This window comes from Micromonospora sp. NPDC048170 (assembly GCF_040652795.1).
GTDB lineage: Bacteria > Actinomycetota > Actinomycetes > Mycobacteriales > Micromonosporaceae > Micromonospora.
This window is the reverse complement of the sequence record NZ_JBEZMR010000017.1, coordinates 1-15,915: the sequence shown is the minus strand read 5'-3', so window position 1 is coordinate 15,915 and position 15,915 is coordinate 1. Positions and strand designations below refer to the sequence as shown.

14 protein-coding genes and 1 pseudogene are annotated in these 15,915 nt (G+C 73.8%); 6 read left to right on the top strand and 9 right to left on the bottom strand.

The genetic code is table 11. From position 1 onward, the window contains the following. Positions 1-15 precede the first annotated feature (15 nt). Entirely contained in the window at positions 16-1,584 is a 1,569-nt protein-coding gene (locus AB0D32_RS20730; RefSeq protein WP_357092359.1) for an amidohydrolase, read from the bottom strand. Between the two features lie 5 nt (positions 1,585-1,589). After that, positions 1,590-2,639, bottom strand: coding sequence for a zinc-binding alcohol dehydrogenase (locus tag AB0D32_RS20725; protein WP_357092683.1), 1,050 nt, complete (start codon positions 2,637-2,639; stop codon positions 1,590-1,592). Between the two features lie 155 nt (positions 2,640-2,794). On the opposite strand from AB0D32_RS20725, the gene AB0D32_RS20720 reads away from it, so the two are divergent. Then, positions 2,795-4,204, top strand: a complete 1,410-nt coding sequence (locus tag AB0D32_RS20720; RefSeq protein WP_357092356.1) for a lysine 2,3-aminomutase — start codon at positions 2,795-2,797, stop codon at positions 4,202-4,204. A gap of 206 nt (positions 4,205-4,410) precedes the next feature. Here AB0D32_RS20720 and AB0D32_RS20715 read toward each other — a convergent pair whose 3' ends face one another. Then, positions 4,411-4,605, bottom strand: coding sequence for a CsbD family protein (locus AB0D32_RS20715; RefSeq protein WP_357092353.1), 195 nt, complete (start codon positions 4,603-4,605; stop codon positions 4,411-4,413). A gap of 168 nt (positions 4,606-4,773) precedes the next feature. Between AB0D32_RS20715 and AB0D32_RS20710 the strand changes: the two genes are divergently transcribed. Then, the gene (locus AB0D32_RS20710) at positions 4,774-5,385 is read left to right on the top strand and encodes a histidine phosphatase family protein (protein ID WP_357092350.1); all 612 of its coding nucleotides are present in this window, start codon (positions 4,774-4,776) and stop codon (positions 5,383-5,385) included. Here AB0D32_RS20710 and AB0D32_RS20705 read toward each other — a convergent pair. The 3 genes from AB0D32_RS20705 to AB0D32_RS20695 form a co-directional block, all read right to left on the bottom strand. Continuing rightward, entirely contained in the window at positions 5,315-5,821 is a 507-nt protein-coding gene (locus AB0D32_RS20705) for an Lrp/AsnC family transcriptional regulator (protein ID WP_357092347.1), read from the bottom strand. The genes AB0D32_RS20710 and AB0D32_RS20705 overlap by 71 nt on opposite strands. A gap of 93 nt (positions 5,822-5,914) precedes the next feature. Further along, positions 5,915-7,057, bottom strand: coding sequence for an acyl-CoA dehydrogenase family protein (locus tag AB0D32_RS20700; RefSeq protein ID WP_357092345.1), 1,143 nt, complete (start codon positions 7,055-7,057; stop codon positions 5,915-5,917). Beyond that, positions 7,054-8,169, bottom strand: coding sequence for a Xaa-Pro peptidase family protein (locus AB0D32_RS20695; protein WP_357092342.1), 1,116 nt, complete (start codon positions 8,167-8,169; stop codon positions 7,054-7,056). Before AB0D32_RS20695 ends, AB0D32_RS20700 begins: the two co-directional genes overlap by 4 nt. 145 nt (positions 8,170-8,314) lie before the next feature. On the opposite strand from AB0D32_RS20695, the gene AB0D32_RS20690 reads away from it, so the two are divergent. Continuing rightward, positions 8,315-8,542: a hypothetical protein gene (locus AB0D32_RS20690; protein WP_357092339.1), complete on the top strand. Its 228-nt coding sequence runs from the start codon at positions 8,315-8,317 to the stop codon at positions 8,540-8,542. 72 nt (positions 8,543-8,614) lie between these two features. Next, complete coding sequence (locus tag AB0D32_RS20685) at positions 8,615-9,514, top strand: 5'-3' exonuclease (protein WP_357092680.1); 900 nt, start codon at positions 8,615-8,617, stop codon at positions 9,512-9,514. Between the two features lie 111 nt (positions 9,515-9,625). Here AB0D32_RS20685 and AB0D32_RS20680 read toward each other — a convergent pair whose 3' ends face one another. Both AB0D32_RS20680 and AB0D32_RS20675 read right to left on the bottom strand, forming a co-directional pair. After that, complete coding sequence (locus tag AB0D32_RS20680; RefSeq protein WP_357092336.1) at positions 9,626-10,510, bottom strand: MHYT domain-containing protein; 885 nt, start codon at positions 10,508-10,510, stop codon at positions 9,626-9,628. 163 nt (positions 10,511-10,673) lie between these two features. Further along, positions 10,674-13,490 carry a DEAD/DEAH box helicase gene (locus tag AB0D32_RS20675; RefSeq protein WP_357092333.1) on the bottom strand — a complete coding sequence of 939 codons (2,817 nt, stop codon included), beginning with the start codon at positions 13,488-13,490 and terminating at the stop codon, positions 10,674-10,676. Between the two features lie 164 nt (positions 13,491-13,654). On the opposite strand from AB0D32_RS20675, the gene AB0D32_RS20670 reads away from it, so the two are divergent. After that, the gene (locus AB0D32_RS20670; protein WP_357092677.1) at positions 13,655-14,350 is read left to right on the top strand and encodes an HAD-IA family hydrolase; all 696 of its coding nucleotides are present in this window, start codon (positions 13,655-13,657) and stop codon (positions 14,348-14,350) included. Between the two features lie 60 nt (positions 14,351-14,410). Continuing rightward, complete coding sequence (locus AB0D32_RS20665) at positions 14,411-15,121, top strand: helix-turn-helix domain-containing protein (RefSeq protein ID WP_357092329.1); 711 nt, start codon at positions 14,411-14,413, stop codon at positions 15,119-15,121. An 83-nt stretch (positions 15,122-15,204) separates the two neighbouring features. Here AB0D32_RS20665 and AB0D32_RS20660 read toward each other — a convergent pair. Further along, positions 15,205-15,819, bottom strand: a pseudogene (locus tag AB0D32_RS20660) (sphingosine kinase); the annotation flags it as partial. Between the last annotated feature and the right edge of the window lie 96 nt (positions 15,820-15,915).

The following is a 15,915-nucleotide window of genomic DNA, read 5'->3' as shown; positions in this document are numbered from 1 at the left end:
CCATGGTTCGCCCGCTCACGAAGACCCTTCCTCGAAGATCACGTCACCGCGCAGCACCGTGCGCCGACACACCGGCAGCGGCGTCGGATCCTCCGGGCCACGCGCCTCCGGATCCTCCGCCAACAACACCGGCAACCCCCGATCCACCCCCGCCGGCGTCGACCACACCGCGAACGTCGCCGGCGCCCCCAACGCCAACACACCCTCGTTGTCCAGATGCACCGCCCGCCACCCGCCCCGGGTGTGCGCCGCGAACGCCGCCCGCACACTCATCCGCTGCGTCGGACTGTGATGCCACACCGCCGCCCGCACCGAACCCCACGGATCCAACGGCGTCACCGGCGAATCCGACCCGAACGCCAACGCCACCCCGACCCCGTGCATCGCACCCATCGGGTTCGACTCCAACGACCGCTCCAGCCCCAACCGCGACTCGTACATCCGGCCCGCCCCACCCCACAACCGGTCGAACGCCGGCTGCATGCTCGCCACGATCCCGAACTCCACGAACCCGGCGATCAACCGCTTGTTCATGATCTCCGCGTGCTCGATCCGATGCCGCGCCGCCCGCACCCGATCCGTACCCAACTTCTCCGCCGCCCCCGCGAAACCCGCCAACACCGTCGAGATCGCCGCGTCACCGATCGCATGGAACCCGCCCTGCATGCCGTACGCCGCGCAGTCCAACAGATGCTCACGCACCTGCTCCGCACTGACGTACCCGTGCCCACAACCCCCGTCCCCATCCAGGTACTCCCGCGACACGTGCGCCGTACGCGACCCCAACGCCCCATCGGCGAACAGGTCACCACCCGCCCCCACCGCCCCCAGATCCCGCGCCCGCGCCGCACCCAACAACTCACCCCAGTACCCGTACACCTCCGCCACGCCGTCCCCCGACAACGCCAGCAGACCCGTGAAATCCTCCTCGTCCGAGATCTCCGGACCACCACACTCGTGCACCGCCGCGACACCCAGCGACGCCGCCCGCGCCAACGCCACCCGCTGCGCCGCCACCCGCTGCGCCCGCGTCACCGACCCGAACGCCGCCGCCCGCACCACATGGTGCGCGTCACGCCGCAACCACCCCGACGCGTCATACCCCACCGCCGACACCACACCAGGACACGCCGCCAGCAACGCCGACGACACCAACGCCGAATGGATCGACGCCTGCGACAGATACAGCCGCCGCCCCCCGGCCGCCCGATCCAGCGCCGCCGCGTCCGGCAACTCCGGCACCGCCCAGCTCGACTCGTCCCAGCCGTGCCCCAGCACCACCGCGTCCGACGGCAACCCCGCCACGAACCCCGCCACCGCGCCCAACAGCTCCGCCGCCGACCGCACCGCCGACAGATCCAGCCCCGACAACGCCAACCCCGTGTCGGTGGCGTGCACGTGCGAGTCGACGAACGCCGGCGTCACCAACGCCCCGTCCAGATCCACCACCCGCTCGGCAGCCGGCGCGTCCGCGTCCACCCCCAGCCAGGAGATCCTGCCGTCGGTCACCAGCAGCGCCGTCGCGCTCGGATCGGCCGGGCAGTGCAGCGTCCCGCCGCGGTACAGAGTCGAGGGGTTCGTCATGACCATCAGTCTGCCGCCAGTCGCGCCTCGAACAACGCCCGCACCCCCGACTCCGACCGCAGCAGACCCAACGCGAACTCCGCATGCCCCGGCACGTACCCGTTGCCCACCAGCATCGTCACGTCCGCCGCCAGACCCTCCGCCCCCAACGCCGCCGCCGCGAAACTCGTCGCCATCGAAAAGAAGATCACCGTGCCGCCGTCCGCCGTCGCCAGCACCGCACCGTGCTCACACCCCGGCACGTCCACGCAGACCACCGTCACGTCCGCCGGCGCACCCAACGCCGTCGTCACCGCCGTCGACAACGCCACCGGATCCCGCGCGTCGGCCAACGCCACCGCGTCCGCCAGACCCACCGCCGCCAACCCGTCACGCTCCGCGACCACCGGCACCACCCCGACCGTACGGGCGGCACCCGCCCGCCGCGCCGCCGCCAACGACAGCGACCCGCTCTTGCCCGCGCCACCGATCACCGCCACCCGCACCGGCGTCGGATCCCCCGCCCGCTCCCGCTCCGCCACGTACCGCGACACCACCCGCGCCGTCAGCGCCGGCGCACCACACACGTCGAGCACCGCCAGCGACAGCTGCGGATCGAGATCAGCCGGCAGCACCGCCGCGATCGACCGCGCGAACAGGATCGCGTACCCGTCACACGGCACCTGCTCGCTGCGCCCGTCCCACCGGGCCAACCCGTCGAGGATCGTCAGCGGCGTCAACGTCAGCGACACCAGGGTCGCCACCCGCTCCCCCGCCTTCAGCCCCAGCGGCGAACGCCGCCCCGCCTCCTCCACCGTGCCGATCAGCATCCCGCCCGACCCGGTCACCGGGTTCTGCATCTTCCCCCGGGTCGACACGATCTCCAGCACCTCGGCGCGCACCGCGTCGCCGTCCCCGCCGTGCTTCTCCCACAACTGCCGGAAGCTCGCCGCGTCCAGGTTCAACCGCTCCACCCGGATCCGCACCTCGTTCGCCGCGATGCCCGGACTCGCGTCCAGCCGCCACGCCGCCTGCGGCAGCACCCCCGCCGGTTCGACAACGCGGTGCAGACCCACCGGTGACGTCACGCCGACCTCCCCCTGTCATGCCGCTCGAAGCCCCGACCTGGGCTCGCGTAGCGGGAAAACTTACGGCAGACTAATTTCTACACCGGATATTTTCCAGTAGCCTTCGGGGCCGCTGACCAATCACACCACTTCGAGGAGGGGCCGTGACCCAGACCCAACCGGTGGAGACCATGCCTGCGCCCCACCCCGCGCCGGCCGCGGTCCCCACTGTCGGACAGCCCTACGAATACCGCCGCGCGCCCCTCGTCGAACCCGACTGGACCCGCTTCCCCGGCTGGCGCCACATCACCCGCGACCAGTGGGAGAACGCCCAGTGGCAGCGCGTCAACTGCGTCAAGAACATCAAGCAGCTGCGCACCGTCCTCGGCGACGAGGTCGACGAGACCTTCTACGCCGACCTGGAGGCCGACCAGAAGGCCCTGGCCACCATGTCGATGCTGGTGCCGCCGCAGATGCTCAACACCATGGTCCCGTTCGCGCCGATGAGCACCGAGGCGTTCCTCGCCGACCCCATCCGGCGCTACATGATCCCCGTCGCCTCCGACCGGCGCACCGACTGGCCCTCCCACCCGTACGCCAGCCGCGACTCGCTGCACGAACACGATATGTGGGTCGCCGAAGGCCTTACCCACCGATACCCCACCAAGGTCCTCGCCGAGCTGCTCTCCACCTGCCCGCAGTACTGCGGGCACTGCACCCGCATGGACCTCGTCGGCAACTCCACCCCCGCGGTCGACAAGCTCAAGCTGACCCTCAAGCCCGTCGACCGCTACGACGCCCACATCGGCTACCTCAAGGCCCACCCCGGCGTCCGTGACGTCGTCGTCTCCGGCGGCGACGTGGCCAACGTCCCGTGGAAGAACCTCGAGTCCTACCTGATGCGGCTGCTGGAGATCGAGACCATCCGCGACATCCGGCTCGCCACCAAGGCCCTCATGGGCCTGCCCCAGCACTGGCTCCAGCCCGACGTCGTCGAGGGCCTCGAACGGGTCGCCCGCACCGCCGCCCGCCGCGGCGTCAACCTCGCTATCCACACCCACGTCAACCACGCCCAGTCGCTCACCCCGCTGGTCGCCAGGGCCGCCCAGACCGCCCTCGACGTCGGCGTCCGCGACGTACGCAACCAGGGCGTGCTCATGCGCGGCGTCAACGCCACCGCCCCCGACCTGCTCGACCTCTGCTTCGCCCTCCAGGGCGAGGCGGGCATCCTGCCGTACTACTTCTACATGTGCGACATGATCCCCAACGCCGAGCACTGGCGGGTCCCGGTCTGGCACGCCCAGCAGCTCCAGCACGACATCATGGGCTACCTGCCCGGCTACGCCACCCCGCGCATCGTCTGCGACGTCCCCTTCGTCGGCAAGCGCTGGGTGCACATGCTCACCGAGTACGACCGCGAACGCGGCATCTCGTACTGGACGAAGAACTACCGCACCTCCATCGAGTCGGCCGACGCCGAGGCGCTCAACAAGCGTCACGCCTACTACGACCCGATCGACACCCTGCCCGAGACCGGGCAGAAGTGGTGGGCCGACCACCGCATCGAGGACTGACCCACCGACGCCCGTCACCCCCGGAGCCGCCCGCCGGCCCGGGGGTGACGCCTGTCCGCCCCCCTGGCCGGCCGGAAGACGCCGCTCGCCGACACGGCTCCGAAGAGTCGCGGGCCGAGATCCGTTCCCGGCGACCGCCGACCTGACGCCGCCGAGGACGTGGCGGCCTCCGGCGTGTGCCGGGGGCCGCCACCGTGATCCACGGGTCACCTCGTGAAGGTGTCCTTCGCGTTGCGGCCGGCGTCCTTGACGTGCTCGCCGGCCTGCCGGGCCCGCGCTTCGGTCTGCTGCGTCGCGCCCTCGCCACGCATCCGCTCGTTGTCGGTGACGTCGCCGATCCGCTCCTTCGCGGCGCCGGCAATCTGCTCGGCCTTGTTCTTCGCCTTGTCGGTGAAGCTCATGTCGCCTCCTCCGCACCGGGCCGGGACTCCCCCGCCCCTCGGCTGATCGGGTGCCCCTCGTGGGTCGTCGGAAACGTGGTCGTGCTTGTCGTGGTGGGCCGCACACCCGCTAGGGCATCCTAGGACACTAGGGGAACGGTGGTGGGCGGGGTCTGATTGACTGGACGAATGGGAGAGATCCTGCTGATCCGGCACGGCGAGACCACCTGGAGCGCGAGCCGCCGGCACACCTCGTACACCGACCTCCCGCTCACCCCCGACGGCGAGCGACAGGCCCGCGCCCTCGGCCGGTTCCTCGCCGGCCGGCGCCTCGCCGCCGTCCTGACCAGTCCCCGCGCCCGGGCCCTGCGCACCGCGCGGCTCGCCGGCCTCACGGTCACCGGCACGGTCGACGACCTCGCCGAATGGAACTACGGCGAGTACGAGGGGCGCACCACCGCCGACATCCGCGACGACCGTCCGAACTGGTCCATCTGGGCCGACGGCTGCCCCGGCGGGGAGTCCCCGAACCAGGTCGGGGAGCGTCTCGACCGGGTGCTCGCCCGAGTCCACCCGCTGCTCGACCGGGGCACCGTCGCCCTCGTCGGGCACGCCCACAGCCTGCGCGTGCTCGGCGCCCGCTGGGTCGGCCTGCCGCCGTCCGCCGGCGGGCTGCTGCGGCTGGACACCGCCACACTCAGCGTGCTCGGCCACGAGCACACTCGGCGGGTCATCCTCCGGTGGAACCAGCCGGTTCCCCCGACGCCCGGGCACGCGCCCGAAGCTGGGGCTCGGCACTGATCTTCGGTGGCCGGGTCTCGTACGGCGTCGACAGCACCACCGTCGTGCGGGTGGTCACGTTCGCCGCCGTACGGATCTCCTGGAGCAGCCGCTCCAGGTCTGCCGGGCTGGCCACCCGCACCAGCAAGAGGTAGAAGTCCTCCCCCGCCACCGAGTAGCACGAGTCGATCTCCGGCAGGTGGGCCAGCCGCTCCGGCGCGTCGTCGGGCTGCGACGGGTCGAACGGCCGGATCGCCACGAACGCGGTCAGCGGCAGGTCGAGGGCCTCGAAGGAGACCCGGGCGGCGTACCCCTTGATCACGCCGCGCTGCTCCAGGCGACGCACCCGCTGGTGCACGGCGGAGACCGACAGGCCCACCTTCTCCGCCAGATCCGTGTACGACAGCCGACCGTCAGCGGTCAGCGCGGCGATGATGGCGCGGTCGATCTCCTCCACGGCGTGCAACCTACCGGGAAAACCGCTTCCCGGCGACGACGCGGCCCGTCGGCGCGACACGGCACACATGCCGCGTCGACAGGCCGCCGACCGTCAGCCCTTCGCCAGAGCCCGCGAGATGACCAGTCGCTGGATCTGGTTGGTGCCCTCGACGATCTGGAGCACCTTGGCCTCGCGCATGTACCGCTCCACCGGGTGGTCGGCCACGTAGCCGGCCCCGCCGAGGACCTGCACCGCGTCGGTCGTCACCCGCATCGCCGTGTCGGTCGCGAAGAGCTTCGCCTTCGCCGCCTCGATCGAGTACGGCCGGCCGGCGTCACGCAGCCGTGCCGCGGCCAGCGTCAACGCCCGGGCCGCGGAGATCTGGGTGGCCAGGTCGGCGAGCGTGAAGCCCAAACCCTGGAAGTCGATGATCGCCCTGCCGAACTGCTGCCGCTCCCGGGCGTAGCCGACCGCGTAGTCCAGCGCCGCCTGGGCCAGCCCGATCGCGCAGGCGGCGATGCCGAGGCGCCCCGAGTCGAGGGCGGACATGGCGATGGTGAAGCCCGCGCCCTCCCCGCCGATCAGCCGCTCGGCCGGTACCCGGGCCGAGTCGAAGGCGATCTGCGCGACCGGGGAGGCGCGCAACCCCATCGTCCGCTCCGCCGCCTGCGGCGCGATGCCGGGCGTGGCGCGGTCGGCCAGCAGGCAGGAGATGCCCTTCGGGCCGGGGCCGCCGGTGCGGCAGAAGATGTTGTAGAAGTCCGCCACCTGGGCGTGGGTGATCCACGCCTTGGTGCCGTCGACCACGTAGGCGTCACCGTCGCGCACCGCCTTCGTGGTCAGGGCGGCGGCGTCCGACCCGCCCTGCGGCTCCGAGAGGCAGTACGCCCCGAGCAGTTCGCCGCCGACCATGTCGGGCAGCAGCTTGCGCTGCTCGTCCGTGCCGAACTGGGCGAGGGGGTAGCAGGACAGGGTGTGCACGCTGACCGCCTCGGCGACCGCGAGCCACCGGCTGGCCAGGATCTCCAGCACCTGGAGGTAGACCTCGTAGGGCTGGGCGGCGCCGCCGTGCTCCTCGGCGTAGGGCAGGCCGAGCAGGCCGGCCCGCCCGAGGGTGCGCAGCACCTCCCGGGGGAACTCCGCGCGCTCCTCGAACCCGGCGGCCCGTGGCGCGAGCTCCCGGTCGGCGAGTTCGGTGGCGAGGTCGAGCAGGTCGTGAGCCTCGTCGGTGGGGAGGATCCGGTCGACAGTCATAGCGCGATGAGCTCCGTGGGGGTGGTGTTGAGCCGTTGCACGCCGTCCGGGGTGCAGACGACGATGTCCTCGATGCGGGCGCCGTGCCGGCCCGCCAGGTAGATGCCCGGTTCGACGGAGAACGCCATCCCCGCCTCCAGCGGCCGGGCGTTGCCGGCCACGACGTAGGGCTCCTCGTGGCCGTCCAGGCCGATGCCGTGACCGGTGCGGTGCAGGAACGCCTCGCCGAAGCCGGCGGCGGCGATCGGCTCACGGGCCGCCGCGTCGACGTCCTCGGCGGTCACCCCGGGGCGGACCGCGGCCACCGCCGCCCGCTGGGCGGCGTGCAGCACCGCGTAGTAGTCGACGAACTCGGCCGGCGCCGGACCGCCCGCGACGTAGGTGCGGGTGCAGTCGGAGCGGTAGCCCGAGGGCATCATCCCGCCGATGTCCACCACCACCGGCTCCCCGGCGCCGATCGGCCGGTCGGAGGTGCCGTGGTGCGGGCTGGCCCCGTTCGGGCCGGCCGCGACGATCACGAAGTCCACGGTGACGTGGCCGGCGGCCCGGATCGCCGCGGCGATGTCGGCGGCGACCTCCGCCTCGGTGCGCCCCGGCCGCAGCCACCGGCCCATCCGCTCGTGCACCGCGTCGATCGCCGCGCCCGCCTCGGCCAGCGCCGCGACCTCGGCCGGGGACTTGCGGACGCGCATCTCGCGCAGCACCTCGGAGGCCAGCCGCTGGGCGGCGTCGGGCAGCGCCGTGCGCAGGGCGAGGACCTGCTCGGCCCACATCCGGTCGGCCAGCCCGACCGCCGCCACCGGCCCGCCGAGCGCGGCGACGAGCAGCGGGTACGGGTCGGTGCCGTCGGCGTGGTCGACGATGCGTACGCCGGTGGCCGACGCGGGGGACGCCTCGGCGGCCGGCCGTTCCAGGGTGGGCACGATCAGCGTCGGCTCGCCCCGCGCGGGCAGCACCAGGCAGGTCAGCCGCTCCCCCTCGTGCGCGTCGTAGCCGGTCAGATAACGCAGGTCCGAGCCGGGGGTGAGCAGCAGTGCGTCCAGGCCTGCGGCGGCGGTGGCGTGCTGGGCGTCGGCCAGCCGCCGGGGCGGATAGAGCTCGTCAGATCCCACCCGGTCAGCTTAACGGTCGTTCGGGCATGGACCCAGCTCGCTACCCGCCGTCCTGGACGGCTCGCAGCCCGGTTCCGCCACCGTCGGCCGTACGCGTCGATAGGCTGGGCGCGGACGGATCGCCGTACGGAGAGGACCGGCCGCCGTGGCACCGACGGACCCTGAGCGCGCCGCGGCCCGACGCCGCCGGCTGCTCTGGGCGGGGATCCTCGCGGTGGCGGGCCTGGTCCTGCTGGCCGTCGGCCTGACCGTCGCCGAGGGCACGGCGGCCTGGCTCGAGGTGGCGGTCGCGATCGTGCTGCTGCTCGCCAGCTACGGCCTGCAGTACGTGGCGCGTCGCGAGACGTACCACGACGAGCACGAACGCCCCTGACCGGCCGCGCCGTACCCCCGATCGTCGGTGGGGTGTGCCAGGCTGTCGGGCGTGGCACAGCGACCCCCGATCATGCTCATCGACGCGCCCAGCCTCTACTTCCGGGCCTACTTCGGCATCCCCGAGTCGGCGGCGCGGGCCGCCGACGGCAGCCCCGTCAACGCGGTGCGCGGCTTTCTCGACATGCTGGCGACCCTGATCCGCACCCGCCGGCCCGACCGGATGGTCTGCGCGATGGACCACGACTGGCGGCCCGACTGGCGGGTGGCGCTGCTGCCGTCCTACAAGGCGCACCGGCTGGCCCCCGAGGGCGGCGAGGTGGTGCCCGACACGCTCAGTCCTCAGGTGCCGCTCATCCTCGAGGTGCTCGACGCCGTCGGGATCACCCACGTCGGCGCGGCCGGCTACGAGGCCGACGACGTGCTCGGCACCCTCTCGGTGACCCAGCCGGCGCCGGTGGAGGTGGTCTCCGGCGACCGGGACCTGTTCCAGCTCGTCGACGACGCCCGCCCGGTGCGGCTGCTCTACGTCGGGCGGGGCGTGGCCAAGCTGGACGACTGCGACGACACCGCCGTGCGCGCCCGCTACGGGGTGCCGGCGGACCGGTACGCCGACTTCGCCGCCCTGCGGGGCGACCCCAGCGACGGGCTGCCCGGGGTGGCGGGCGTGGGCGAGAAGACGGCCGCCCGGCTGGTCGAGCGGTACGGCGACATCGCGGGCATCCTGGCCGCTCTGGACGAGCCGGACTCGGGCTTCGCCCCCGGGCTGCGCACCAAGCTCGTCGCCGCGCGGGACTACCTGGCCGTCGCGCCGAAGGTGGTCCGGGTCGCCCTCGACGTGCCGCTGCCCGAGCTGGCCACCGCGCTGCCGACCGCCCCGGCCGATCCCGACCGGCTGCTGGAGCTGGCCGGCGAGTGGAACCTGGCCGGCTCGACACGCCGCCTGGTCGACGCCCTCGCCCAGCGGGCCTAGCCCGCAGCGCGGGCAGACCCGCGACGCGTCCCGCTCCCCCGCCAGGGCACACGGCCGAGCGGGCACGTGGGCCCGGCTGGCCGAGTCGGTGCCCGGTGGCCCGGGCGGGGTTCAGCGCGGCGGGTTGTCCCGGCGGGACGGGAACGGGGTGCCCGGCCGGCCGAGCGTGGACCGGGCCCGCAGCCCCACCGGGTCCGGTGCCGCCACCGGGGGCGCCTCGGCCGGCTCCGATCCCCGCAGGGTGTCGAAGTACGCCGCGGCGGCCCGGTCCTCGGCGGTGGGGGCGGCGAGCAGCGCGTAGACCAGCCCGACGACGCCGAACACCACCGCGAGGATGATCGGCACCAGCAGGGTGCTGACGCCGGCCCCGACCACCTCGCCCTGCCGGGCGTGCGCATGCACCGACATGGCGCTCATGCCGGTGAAGTGCATGCCGTTGACCGCGATGCCCATCAGCAGGGCCGAGCCGACGATCGCCAGTCCCCGGCGGACGGTCACCGCCAGCCAGAGCGCCACCGTGGCCGCCACCACCGCGATCACGACCGACAGCACGACGCGGACGGGATCGTAGTCGATCCGGCCGTTGAGCCGCATGGCCGCCATGCCCGTGTAGTGCATCGCGGCGACCCCCGCGCCGGTGAACAGGCCCCCGCCGATCAGTCGCACCGCCGAGAACCGCCCGGTGCCGACGATGGCCAGGCCGATGCCGACCGCGATCACCGCGATCAGCGCGCTGGCCACGGTGATCGGCACGTCGTACCGGATCCGGGTGCCCTCGACGGCGAAGCCGAGCATCGCCATGAAGTGCATGGTCCAGATGGCGGTGCCGCCGATGGCCCAGGCCGCCAGGGTTCCCCACCAGGCGCGCTGGGCCGCGCTGCCCGCCGTACGGATCCGCCCCGCGCAGATCAGGCCCAGGGCCGAGCCCAGCACCGAGAGCGCGTAGCTGAGCGCGGGGGTGATCCACCCGTACTCAAAGTGATTGATTTCCGCCATGGCGGCTTTCCCCCAGATCGACTACCGACGCGTAACAGCGCGCCGCAGCAATGATCAGGTATGCCTTCACCAGGCACAACGGCACCCCCCGAACAATTCGGGGGGTGCCGTTGTGATGACTTTACGATGCGTCGATTTCGCTCGCCGGCTACTGACAGTGATGTCAGGCCGAGGCGTGGTAGGCCAGCACGCCCCGGTTCACGGCGCCGATCGCCTGCCGGGCGGTGGCCCGGAGTTCCGGCGAGGCGCCGCCGGAGTCGGCGAGCTGGCCGAGCAGGTCGACCACCTGCCGGGCCCACCGGACGAAGTCGCCGGCCGGCATCTCGCCGTCGATCTCGTGGCCGCTGCCGAGCACCTTCGCCAGGGCCTCGCCCCGCGCCCACCGGTAGATCGGCCAGGCGAAGCCGAGGTCGGGCTCGCGGGTGACGGCGAGGCCGCGGGCCGCCTCGTCGGCCTCGATCTCGCTCCACAGCTTGAGCGTCTCGTCGACCGCCTCGGCCACGGGGCCGCGCGGCAGCGACGCCCGCTCGTCGACGTCGCGGCGGGCCTCGAAGACCACCACGGAGACCGCCGCCGCCAGCTCGGCGGGGGAGAGCCCGTCCCACACGCCACGCCGGAGGCACTCGGCGACCAACAGGTCCGCCTCCGTCCAGATCCGGCCGAGCATCCGGCCGGCATCGGTCACCGCGCCGTCGGACGTGAGGTAGCCCCGGGCGGTGAGCAGCGCGACGATCAGGTCGAACGTGCGGGCCAGCGAGCCGGTCCGGCCGGCCACCCGCTGCCGCAGCTCCTCGGTGTCCTTCTCCAGGCGGCGGCGGCGCTCCGCCCAGCGGGCGTGTTCCTCCCGCTCCGGGCAGGCGTGGCAGGCATGCCGGCGCAACTCGGTGCGGAGCTGGCTGAGCCGGTGGTCCTCACCGGTCGTCTGCCGCGACCGGCCGCCCCGGCGGCCGCCGTGCCGGTCCAGCCCGATGCCGCTGACCTCGGCCGCCAGGTCACGCCGGGCCGCCGGCGAGCGGTGGTTGAAGTGCTTCGGCACCCGGATGCGTGCCAGCACCTCGGCGGGGGTGTTGAAGTCCCCCGGGCTGACCCGACCCGCCCAGCGGTCCTGGGTGAGCACCAGCGGCCGGGGCTCGCCGAAGCCGCCGGTGGCCGGGTCGAGCACGACGGCCAGGCCGGCCCGACGGCCCGACGGCACCCGGATCACGTCGCCGACCCGCAGCCGCTCCAGCGAGGCCACCGCGGCGGCCTTGCGCTGGCTCTGCCCCTGCCGGGCGATGGCCCGCTCCCGGTCGGCGATCGCCACCCGCAGCGCGAAGTACTCGTCGAAGTCGCCGTGGTGGCAGGCCGCCTCCGCGCCGTACGCCTCGATGGTCTCGGTGTTGCGCTGGACCTGGCGGGCCAGGCCGACCACCGACCGGTCCGCCTGGAACTGGGCGAACGAGGACTCCAGCAGCGCCCGGGCCGGCTCGGCGCCGACCGTGCCGACCAGGTTGACCGCCATGTTGTACGACGGCCGGAAGCTGGACCGTAGCGGGTAGGTGCGGGTGGAGGCGAGCCCCGCGACGTGCCGGGGGTCGGTCTCCGGGGACCAGACGACGACGGCGTGCCCCTCGACGTCGATGCCGCGCCGGCCGGCCCGGCCGGTGAGCTGGGTGTACTCCCCCGGCGTCAGGTCGACGTGCGCCTCGCCGTTGTACTTGACCAGGCGCTCCAGCACGACGCACCGGGCCGGCATGTTGATGCCCAGGGCCAGCGTCTCGGTGGCGAAGACCGCCTTGACCAGGCCCCGGACGAAGAGCTCCTCGACGACCTCCTTGAACACCGGCAGCATGCCGGCGTGGTGGGCGGCCAGGCCGCGTTCGAGGCCGTCGAGCCACTCCCAGTAGCCGAGGACGGTCAGGTCCTCGCCGGGGATCGCGGTGACCCGCGACTCGACGACGCGGCGGATCTCCGCCCGCTCCTCGGGGGAGGTGAGCCGCAGGCCCGCGGCGAGGCACTGCTGCACGGCGGCGGCGCAGCCGGCGCGGCTGAAGATGAACAGGATCGCCGGCAGCAGCCCCTCCCGGTCGAGCCGGTCGACGATGTCGGGGCGCATCGGGCCGCGCCAGCGGGGCCCACGCCGGCCGCCGCCGGGGCCGGCGCTGCGACCCTCGCCGAGTTCCAGCCGGCGCATGGTGTCGCGGGTGTAGCGCAGCAGCTCGGGGTGCACGTCGTGCTTGCGGGCGGCGTCGGCGTCGTGGAACAGGTCGAACATCCGCTTGCCGACCAGCATGTGCTGCCACAGCGGCACCGGGCGGTGCTCGCTGACCACCACGGCCGTCTCGCCGCGCACGGTGACCAGCCAGTCGGCGAACTCCTCGGCGTTGGACACCGTGGCCGACAGGGAGACCAGGGTGACCGAGGCGGGCAGGTGGATGATCACCTCTTCCCACACCCCGCCGCGGAACCGGTCGGCGAGGTAGTGCACCTCGTCCATCACCACGTACGCCAGGCCCTCGAGGGTGGCCGAGCCGGCGTAGAGCATGTTGCGCAGCACCTCGGTGGTCATCACCACCACCGGGGCGTCGCCGTTGATGGCGTTGTCGCCGGTGAGCAGCCCGACCTGCTCGGCGCCGTAGCGGTCGACCAGGTCGTGGTACTTCTGGTTCGACAGGGCCTTGATCGGGGTGGTGTAGAAACACTTGCGCCGCGGGGGCGGGGCCGCCTCGTCGCCGGTCGCCGCCGCATCGTCGGCCGCGGCGCGCGTCGGTGTGCCGCGCAGCGCCAGGTGTACGGCGAACTCGCCGACCGCGGTCTTGCCGGCGCCGGTCGGGGCGCACACCAGCACGCCGCTGCCCCGTTCCAGCGCCTGGCACGCCTCCCGCTGGAAGTCGTCGAGATCGAACCCCAGCTCGAGGGCGAACTCGTCCAGCGCCGGGAACTGTGAGGCCTGCGCGGCCCGGCGGCGCGCCGCGGCGTACCGCTCGGCGGGGCTCGACATGCCCCCAAGATTAATGCGTGCCGCCGACAGCCACCGGACAAGGCCAACCGGCAGTGGGGTCGGAGGCGGTCGGTAGGGTGCACGACGTGCCGGATCATGCCGAACCGCCCCACGTCCCGCGCGGCGCCGACGACGCCGTCCGCCCGGGCCCGTCCCGCCGGCCGGTGGAGGCGGTCCTGCTCGACTTCCACGGCACCCTGGCCCAGGTGGAGGAACCCCGGGAGTGGGTGCTCGCCGCCGCGGCCGGCTGCGGGGTGAGCCTGGAGCGGATGCGGGCCACCTCGCTCGCCGACCGCCTGCTCACCGCGGGCCGGGCGGGCGGGCCGCCGCCGACCCGGATACCGCCCCGGCTGGCCGAGCTCTGGGCCGACCGGGATCTCTACCCGCACGCCCACCGGGGCGCCTACACCGGGCTCGCCGAGACCGTGGACGCGGGCATCGAGGGCTTCGCCGAGGCGCTCTACGAGCGGCTGCTCGTGCCCGAGGGCTGGGTGCCGTACCCGGACACCGCACCGACCCTGGCCGCGCTGCGCGACGGGGGCGTCCGGGTGGCCGTGGTCAGCAACATCGGCTTCGACATCCGGCCGCACTTCGAGGCGTGGGGGCTGGCCGAACTGGTCGACGCGTTCGTCCTGTCGTACGAGGTGGGGCGCTGCAAGCCGGACCCGGGGATCTTCCTGCGCGCCTGCGGGATGCTCGGCGTCGACCCGGAGCGGGCGCTGATGGTGGGCGACACCCCGGCCGACGCGGGGGCCGTCGCGGCCGGCTGCGCGGTGCTGGTGCTGCCGGCCGCCGAGGCGGGGCGGGCCAACGGCCTGGGCGCCGTGCTGGACCTGGCCGGGGTCGACAAGCAGCGCTAACGGCACGTCGACAGCACCGTTAACAGGCGGCGCTAACGCGAGGGCGTTATCGTCGCTGCCATGATCACCGAGACGTCGCCCCGGGACCGCATCGTCCGGGCCGCCGCCACCCTGCTCGCCGAGGGCGGACGGGAGGCGGTCTCCACCCGGGCGGTCAGCCGGGCGGCAGGAGTGCAGGCGCCGACGATCTACCGCCAGTTCGGCGACATGCGTGGCCTGCTGGACGCGGCGGCCAGCTACGGGTTCGCCGCGTACCTGCACACCCAGGCGGCCGGGGATCTCGCCGGCGACCCCGTCGACGACCTGCGCCGGGGCTGGGACCTGCACGTCGGCTTCGGGGTGGCCAACCCCGCGTTCCACGCGCTCGTGTACGGCGACCCACGCCCCGGCGAGACCCCGACGGCGGCCCGGGTCGCGGCCGACATCCTGCGTCAGCTCGTACTCCGGGTGGCCGAGGCGGGCCGGCTGCGCACGGGCGTCGACGAGGCGACCGAGATGCTGCACGCCACCGGGTGCGGCGTCACCCTCACCCTGATCCGGACCCCGCCGCCGCAGCGCGACCCCGCCCTGTCGACCCGGACCCGGGAGGCCGTGCTCGCCGCCCTGGTCACCGACTCCGCCGCCGCCCGGGCCACCTCCCGCGCCGACCGACCGGTCCGGCACGCGGTGGCACTGCGCGCCGCCCTCGACACCCTGACCACCGACCTCACCGCCGCCGAACGCGCCCTGCTCGCCGAGTGGCTCGACCGCGTCGCCCGCACGGCCTCCTGACCCGCGCGGAGGCGCACCCGCACCCCCGTCATCACGCCCGGCACGGCCGGCGCTCCTGACCCGGACGCGCGCGGGCGCGCGCGTCAGCGCAGGAGGCGCAGGGCGGCGGGCACCGCGGCGACGGTCAGCGGGAGGTCCAGGGCGCGCTCGCCGTCGGCGTACGTGGTGATGCCCTCGGCGCTCAACTCGACCGTGCGGGCACGGTAGCTGCGCACCAGCGGATGCGCCACGTGGGTGCCCCGGTAGATGCGTGGCTTGACCCGCATCAGGGTGCGCCGGTCGAACCGGCCGCCCACCACCACGTCGAGCAGGCCGTCGGTCGGGTCCGCGTCCGGGCAGATCCGCATGCCGCCGCCGTAGCTGGCGGTGTTGCCCACGGCCACCAGCACGGCGTCCACCTCGTGCGCCACCCCGTCGAGCCGCAGCGTGTACCGGCGTGGGCGCAGCCGGGCCAACTCCACCACGATCGCCAGGTCGTAGCGGCGCGGACCGCTCGGCCAACGCATCCGGTTGGCGCGCTCGTTGACGATCGCGTCGAAGCCGGCCGCGAGCACCGCCGCGTACCAGCGGCTCGTGCCGTCGCCGGCCGTCATCCGCGCCAGGTCCACCGGGTGGGTGCGGCCGTCGCGCAGCGCCGCCGCGATGACGTCGACGGCGGCGAGCGGGTCGACCGGGAAGCCGGTGTCGGCGGCGAAGTCGCCACTTCGACCTGGGTCGCTTCCTGCCCGGCTACCTGCGTTGGTACTTCTTCGCATACGGTCGACGGCTGACCCGGGCGAAGCTGGCCGGGCGTG